At 70.3% G+C, this 5,578-nt stretch carries 8 protein-coding genes; 1 reads left to right on the top strand and 7 read right to left on the bottom strand.

Going from position 1 to position 5,578, the window contains the following annotated elements:
- The 5 genes from VNF71_14455 to VNF71_14435 all read right to left on the bottom strand — a co-directional run.
- Positions 1-802, bottom strand: an 802-nt coding sequence (locus tag VNF71_14455) for a hypothetical protein (protein HVA75757.1), incomplete at its 3' end; no start/stop codon positions are given.
- The gene (locus tag VNF71_14450; protein ID HVA75756.1) at positions 799-1,041 is read right to left on the bottom strand and encodes a hypothetical protein; all 243 of its coding nucleotides are present in this window, start codon (positions 1,039-1,041) and stop codon (positions 799-801) included. The genes VNF71_14450 and VNF71_14455, both read right to left, overlap by 4 nt.
- Positions 1,041-2,264: a hypothetical protein gene (locus VNF71_14445; protein HVA75755.1), complete on the bottom strand. Its 1,224-nt coding sequence runs from the start codon at positions 2,262-2,264 to the stop codon at positions 1,041-1,043. Before VNF71_14445 ends, VNF71_14450 begins: the two co-directional genes overlap by 1 nt.
- The gene (locus VNF71_14440; GenBank protein HVA75754.1) at positions 2,264-2,944 is read right to left on the bottom strand and encodes a hypothetical protein; all 681 of its coding nucleotides are present in this window, start codon (positions 2,942-2,944) and stop codon (positions 2,264-2,266) included. Before VNF71_14440 ends, VNF71_14445 begins: the two co-directional genes overlap by 1 nt.
- Positions 2,941-3,708 (bottom strand): hypothetical protein, encoded by a 768-nt coding sequence (locus VNF71_14435; GenBank protein ID HVA75753.1) that lies wholly within the window; start codon positions 3,706-3,708, stop codon positions 2,941-2,943. The genes VNF71_14440 and VNF71_14435 overlap by 4 nt, the downstream gene beginning before the upstream one ends.
- Before the next feature lie 67 nt (positions 3,709-3,775).
- Between VNF71_14435 and VNF71_14430 the strand changes: the two genes are divergently transcribed.
- Positions 3,776-4,027, top strand: coding sequence for a hypothetical protein (locus tag VNF71_14430; protein HVA75752.1), 252 nt, complete (start codon positions 3,776-3,778; stop codon positions 4,025-4,027).
- Here the strand turns inward: VNF71_14430 and VNF71_14425 are convergent.
- Both VNF71_14425 and VNF71_14420 read right to left on the bottom strand, forming a co-directional pair.
- On the bottom strand, positions 4,024-4,260 hold the full coding sequence (locus tag VNF71_14425; protein ID HVA75751.1) for a hypothetical protein: 237 nt from the start codon (positions 4,258-4,260) through the stop codon (positions 4,024-4,026). The genes VNF71_14430 and VNF71_14425 overlap by 4 nt on opposite strands.
- Positions 4,257-5,578: hypothetical protein (locus VNF71_14420; GenBank protein ID HVA75750.1), on the bottom strand; the 1,322-nt coding region annotated here is incomplete at its 5' end. The genes VNF71_14420 and VNF71_14425, both read right to left, overlap by 4 nt.

The raw sequence follows: 5,578 nt of genomic DNA, 5'->3' as shown, positions 1-5,578 counted from the left end.
CCGTCCCGGGGCTGGCCCCGTAGCTCGGGGTGAAGTCCGAGATGAACGCCAGCGTCGAGCGGTCGAGCTTGACCCAGATGCCCCCCGACGTGAAGGCCCACAGCACCGCGCGCCCCTGGTCGAACAGGACGGCCTGGAACGCGGTGTCGCTGGTCGCCGCCGAGGCGACGGTCGCCAGGGTGGTCCCGTCGATCGCCAGCACCGTGAAGGTGCTTGCCGGACTCGTCTGGGGCTGGTAAGCCAGGTAGATCATCTGGGTGGCGGGGTCGTAGGCCGTCTGCGACAGCTCGGCCGACGTCACCACCACGTTGTTCGTCGAGGTGTCGAACCACCCATAGTTCGGCGCGCCGCCCGGATCGCCAAACGTGAACTGCTCGATGAACGCCTGCGTCAGGGTGTCGAACAGCCACGCCTGTCCCCGGGGGGTATCGACCGCCATCGCCTGCTGCGCCAGGCCGCCGTAGTAGCCGAACGCGCCGCTGAAGAGACCCGAGGCGATGACGAAGATTGGGACGTTGTTGTAGTGGTCGGTCGTCGCCGACAGCCCGAGGATCGGGTAGAACTGTCCGCTCGGCGGGTACCCCAGGGCCAGCCAGTTCGGGCCGGTCCGCAGGAGTTGCACCGTCGTCCCGACGACCGGCGCCACCTTCCCAAGGTAGGCGACCTCGGGGATGGACGTGACGCCGTCGGCCGCGAGCACGGTGATGCGGCTCGGGTTGGTGGTCTGGGCAAGGACGACGCCCTGGCTGAGTCGCGGACCCTGCCACCGCTGGGCCAGGACCTTGGCCAGCAGATCGCTCACGGCGTCGGGGTGTCGCCGAGGACGTACCAGTTGGCGCCGTTGGCCAGCACCATCACGGTATCGCCCACCGTCGCGGTGTACCGCTGGTCCGTGATCAGCGGCCCGACGGCGGTGACGCCATCCGCGAAGATCACCATCGCCGTCTGGGGCGGCCCGGCGTCGACGGCGCTCACGGTTCCGCGGCGCAGCCGAAGCCGGAAGGGAGATGGCTGGCTGAGCGTCCGGGTCAGGAGGTCCACTACGGCGCGACCGGACTGGTCAGGATGGTGCCCGGCTGGACGGTCCGGTAGCACAGGAGGCTCATCACACCGGCCGCGTCCAACGGCATCGTGATCGACCGCACCGTGTAGAGACCCGCGATCCCCAGCCGGCTCCGCTGCAACCACACCGCGTCCCAGATCTGGTGGTACGGCTGCATCAGCGCCGTCACCGTCACCTGCTCGCCGCCCGAGAGCCCCTCGTTGAGGTTGAGGAGCGCCTCCTGCTGTCCCTCGGCGAGGTTGGTCAGGAGTTCGTCGTAGATGACGTTGGTGGCCGGCCCATAGTTGCCCAGGGCATAGGTGGGGGAGTTCGAGTCCAGGTCGGCGGCGTAGCAGGTGAAGGCGACGCCCGAGGACGAGGACCCGAACGCGGCCACCCCGACCGAGGTGGACTCCGCCACCACCACGATCTGGTTGTAGACCGCGGCGTTGGTGCGGTTGCGACTCATGCCCGTGCAGAGGTTGGGGAAGCCCAGGATCGGCGCGCCGCCCTCTCCGTAGGCCCACACCGCCCGCGAGCCCGGCTTCGGGGGTTGGATGGCCCGCATGACCATCCGCCCGCTGTTGCCCACGTAGAGCTCGGACCCGGCCGTGGTCGCCATCTGCACGCTCGCCGCCCAGGGGTCCTGTCCCTCGGGCCACGTGTAGGGCGCCACCGTCCACGGCGTCGCAGCGAAGTCGTAGGTGACACCGCCCGGGGCCACCGATCCGATCATGGTGGCGATCGCCTGGCTGACCTCGATGCCCTTCGGCTGGGGATAGGGCTTCGGAAGCTGCCGCCGGCTGATGACGGACGATCGGTCGGCGCCGGTCACCGTGATCGTCAGGTCCTCGCCGGTGTCGGAGCAGACCGCGGAGGTGACCGGGAAGACGCCGAGGAGGACGTCGTCGCCCGTGCCCGGGATCGACCAGGAGACCCGGACCTCGGTCCCGTTCGCGTTCAGCGCGTCAAGGAGGGCCGTCGGCTGGTTGCCGGGATCGCAGGTCGGCGCAGCGGTGAACTGGCAGGAGGACGTGACCGTCCCCGGGGTCGTCCCGTCGATCGTGACGGTGCCGGTCTCGATGTAGAGCCGGGCCATGTAGCCGGGAGCCGGCCCCGTTCCGGGCGCGAGGTACCACGGCGACGTCCAGACGTCGGCCCAGGACAGGACCTCATGGTCGACCCCGAGCTGGGCCCGGACGGCGTCCGGGACCGGATACATCAGGGCGCCGCCACTTCGCTGTAGCCGAACTTGATCGTCCGATAGGGCGCCGCGGCGCCGCCGGGCTGGATGTCCACGGTGGTGCCAGCCGGATCGGCGACCAGGTAGAGGATGTCGCCGTAGGGCGACACCAGGAAGAGCACTTCGAGCTGGCCCAGCAGCCCCAGGACCGCGTTGAAGGCGCTCTGGGTGGTGGTGAGGCAGGTGAGCGTCCCGGCCCGGGCGCCGACCACGTCGGTGACGACGATCGGGTAGGTGGCCCCCAGCCGCAGGTGCAGCGCCTCGCGGTTCGGGCGCGTCTGCTCGTGGGCCATCACCATGATCCCCACGGCCGCCGTCTGCCCAGGGGTCGCCGTGACGAGGCTCCAGGTGGAGACGATGGGGTTGACGGCGGCGGACACGCCCGGCCCCGAGACCGACCCGGTGGTTGGGCTGAGGCGCGCCGCATAGGTGAGGCTCGGGGGCAGCGTGCCGATCCCGATGGCGCCCGCGATCGCCTCGGTGTCGATGTACGTGAGCAGCCCCGTGCCGCCGAGTACCCCGGTGAACCCGGCTGGGGCTCCCCCCATCGCGCGAACCGGCCCCCAGGTGATGCCGCCGTCGATCGAGCGCGTGAGGAGGACGCCCGAGCCGGCCTGTCCCACGGTGCCGGTGACGGTGACGGTGGCTGTGTTGCTCATGGCGACCAGACCACCGAGACGGTCGGCGCCGCCGGCGCCGTGTAGCTCGTGACGACGCTGTCCGCCGTCCACGCCGAGGTCACGCCGGTCAGGTCGGTGACCTGGAGGCAGACCCAGTAGGTGTCGGGCGAGAGGTTGGCGACGGCGTAGCTGCTCGCGACGCCGCCGACCACCCCGGAGTCCGCCATCGACGGCCCGACGCCCGCGGTCCAGCCACTCGCCCCGTGCTGGGCCGAGCTGTAGACCACCGCCCGCCACGCTGACTGGATGGTGCTGGCCGAGTCGGTCCAGGTGATCGTCCAGTTCCCGGTCGTCTGGGTCCCGGTCGGGCCGGTGAAGGTCACGACCGGGAGGGCCGCGCCCGTGACGATCTGGTTGGTGGCATAGGGGCCGCCCAGGGTCGTGCCGTTCTGGGTCGAGACCGACCAGCCCCAATCCTGGCCGTTGCTCCACGAGCCGGCCGAGAAGGTGGCCGAGGCGGTCGAGGAGGTGTTGTAGACCTCGGTCGCGCTCCAGGCCGAGCTCCCCGCGTTCCACCACTGGTAGCCACCTGAGGGGGAGGCGTAGCGGCGGAAGGCATAGGCGGTCTGGGCAGCGGCGTTCGGCGCCTGCGGCGTCCAGGTGAAGGTCTGGGAGGCCGTGAAGTCCAGCACCCCGTCCGGGGGCGGGGCATCCAGGATGGGCGCCAGCGGGCCGAAGCCCGAGCCCGAGGTCGCCTGCAGCCGCGCCGCGGCCGAGAGGCTGGCGAAGGCGTTGACGGTCATGCGGCCTCCCGGCGAACTGGCGTTCGGAGTTCCCGCGGAAGGGCTGGCGCGGTACGATCCGGCCGAGATGGTTGCCCGAAGCCCGAGGCCCACCCCCCGCGGAGCCACGTGGCTCTCGTTCCTGTCCGAGCAGGGCGACGACCCCTACTGGGGCCGCAACCTCCTCGCCTTTCTGCTCCTCGGCCCGATCGGGGCGGCGTGGGTCGTCGTCCGCGCGTGGCGGCTGGGTCAGTTTCAGGTGGCCTGGGTCTTCGGGAGCCTCGGCGTCCTCTGGCTGGGCGTCGTCCTCGGGATCACCGTAGGCCCGCTCTTCCGCTAGCCCCGCGCCGCAGCCCTGGCCGCGAGCAGCTTGTGCGCCAGCTCGGTGTGAAGCGCCTCGCCAGCCTTTCGCATCTGCTCCCGGAGCGACGCGATCTCGCGAGCGGTCGGCGACCCGTTGACCGTGATGGTCTGGCGGATGTTGATGGGCGGCTGAGCGCCGAGCCCCGAGTTCCAGGGGGTATTCGGCGTGAGCGGCGAACCGAGTCCCGAGTTCCAGACGGAGACGCTCATCGCGCACCGGACCGGGCGGCGATGAGCCTATGGGCCAGCTGCTCCTCCTGCCGCTTGGTGAGCGCCGGGAGTTCCTTGCGGAGCACCGCGGTGATGTTCTGCAGGAGATCGGCCGGCGTGGCCCCCTGAATGTTCAGCGTGAGGGACGGGCTTGAGTGGATGATGATGCTGGCGAGCTGGCCCATCCCTCCCGGATGGCTGAGCATCCCGGAGAGGCCGGTGCGCGACAGCTGCGGGATCCCAGCGCCCAGGTTGCGATCGTAGGTCGCCAGCTTGCGCTGGGTCGCCACATGGGAAAAGTAGCTGGTGGCCTCGGCGGGCGTCAGGTGCGAGCCGAGGAGGTTGCGCAGGTCCCGCACCATGGCCGAGGCCAGCAGTCCGGAGGGATGCATGGTATAGCGGGTGAGCAGCCCCTCCACCGGAGCCGTGAGGGACCCGACCTGGCGCCAGTTCTCATGGCCGGCCTTCTGCAGGATGGTCCCGACCCGGTTGATCGCGGTCCGGAAGGCCGTAAATCCCGGAGCGTCCTTCGCGACCGGCGCCAGAAGCGTCTCCTGAAGCGCCACCATCGCAAGCGCCCCGATTGGCCCGGTCGCGAACCCCGCGAGCCGTCCGAGGGCGCCCCCGGCCGCGTCGCCCAGGCCGGCCCCGACCGCGTCGCCCACCGCCGGCACGCCGCGATCCGCCGCGGTCCCGAAGTTCCCCTTCAGCATCCCGAAGAGGCGACTGACCGGCTTGCCGGGGAGCCTGTTGAGCCCATACGCCGTCAGCGCTCCGGTGATCGCCGTGGGCACGAGGTCAAGGGCGCTCGGGCCGTTCTTCCCGAACGGGTGCAGGTGGCTCAGGTCCCCCAAGGCTCTCGCGATCTCATTGATGAGAGGCCCGAGTGCCTTCAGGATGGCGTTCAGCACCTTGGGCAGGTCCTTCGCGATCTTATCCAGGATTGGCCCGAGCAGCGGCCAGATGGGGGCGAGGTCGTTCTTCAGGGTGACGAGGTCGGGCCCCAGCCCCCTGGCCAGATTGCCGAACGCGGTGAGGATCCACGGGCCGGCCGGCGCGATGACGCCATAGAACAGCCCGATGTCCTTTCCCAGATTCCCCAGCAGGTTGCCAACCAGGGGCACGTCGGCTTGGGCCGCCTTGAGGAAGCTCTGGAAGCCCTTGTTGGTGCCGAGATGCGACGTCCAGCTCATGAACGCGCCCGAGAGGGCAACGGCGCCACGCTCGAACATCTTGATCAGCGGGTCGCTCGACTCGATCAGGCTGCTCATCCCGGCCCCGACGTTGCCCATCACCTGCCCCAGCGCCGTCATCGCCG

The sequence above is a fragment of the Acidimicrobiales bacterium genome (assembly GCA_035533095.1).
GTDB lineage: Bacteria > Actinomycetota > Acidimicrobiia > Acidimicrobiales > Palsa-688 > DATLUM01.
The sequence above is the reverse complement of the archived record's forward strand: the minus strand, read 5'-3'. Positions and strand labels throughout refer to the sequence as shown.